Here is a 1,231-nt window from a genome sequence, read left to right as displayed (position 1 = left end):
CGCTAGATAAGATCTATCGGATGATGGATAAACTTGACCATAAAGCCATCCAGAGACTTAAAGAGATCACCTACCAGAATACCTTAAATCTTCTGGGAGGAAAAATTTCGGTCATCTTTTATGATGTGACTACCCTCTACTTTGAATCATTTGACTCGGATGAGCTTAAAAAATGCGGCTTTTCCAAAGACAGTAAACACAACCAGCCCCAGGTTTTATTGGCCCTGATGGTAACAGCCGAAGGCTTACCCCTAGATTATGAGGTTTTTCCGGGAAATATCTATGAAGGAAAAACCCTCATTCCCGCCTTAGAAAAGATCAGCCAGAAATATAATATAGAAGAAGTAATATTGGTAGCCGATAGCGCTATGCTATCAGAGGATAATATCTTGAAGCTAGATAGCTTAAAGGAAAAGAATATTTCCTACATTGTAGGGGCCAGGCTAAAAAGCCTGCCCGCTGTCTTAAAGAAAAAAATTCTAGATCCAGAAAACTACCCAGAGCTAGAGCCTGGATACCTGGTAGCCTGTTTTAACCATAAGGGCAAAAAGCTGGTGGTGAGCTACTCTAGCCGTAGAGCCAAAAAGGATGAGCAAGATAGGATAAAGGCCCTAGAGAAGCTAGAGGCCAAGCTTCAAAAATCCAAAAACCCCAAATCTCATCTATCCAATGCTGGATACAGAAAGTATCTAAAGCTAGAGGGAGAATCAAAGATAGTCCTGGATGAAGATAAAATAGCCCTAGATAGGGCCTGGGATGGACTACTGGGGGTAATAACCAATTCAGAGATGTCCCCCCCAGAAATACTTTCAAAGTACAGTGACTTATTTACGGTAGAAGATTCATTTAGGCTAACCAAACATGATCTTAAGATAAGGCCCATCTTTCACTGGAAACCACGTAGAGTTAGAGCTCATATTGCCCTATGCTTTACCGCCTATGTTCTGGTAAAACATATGGAGCACCGGGTAAGGCTGCAGTATAGAAAATTATCTCCCGAGAAAATAAGGCAGGCCCTGGTTAGGGTACAGACTTCCATTTTATTTGATAAGGTAAAAAGAATTAGATACGGCCTTCCCTCTAGATTAAGTCATGATGCCAGAAAGATTTACGATCTACTAAAAGTAAAAAAGACCATAACTCCTTACATAATTAAGAAGTTGTAGTGCCCACGATATGATAGAAAACCCCCTCTGAAGAGGTGTTTTTTAAAATAAGTGCGGAAGTCGGG

1 protein-coding gene is annotated in these 1,231 nt (G+C 40.9%); it reads left to right on the top strand.

The window, feature by feature from the left end; genetic code table 11:
- Positions 1-1,166, top strand: a 1,166-nt coding sequence (locus HW443_RS11425; protein WP_176238248.1) for an IS1634 family transposase, incomplete at its 5' end; no start/stop codon positions are given.
- Positions 1,167-1,231: the final 65 nt, after the last annotated feature.

This window comes from Candidatus Hakubella thermalkaliphila, from assembly GCF_013281975.1.
GTDB classification, from domain to species: Bacteria; Actinomycetota; Humimicrobiia; order Hakubellales; family Hakubellaceae; genus Hakubella; species Hakubella thermalkaliphila.
The sequence above is the reverse complement of the archived record's forward strand: the minus strand, read 5'-3'. Positions and strand labels throughout refer to the sequence as shown.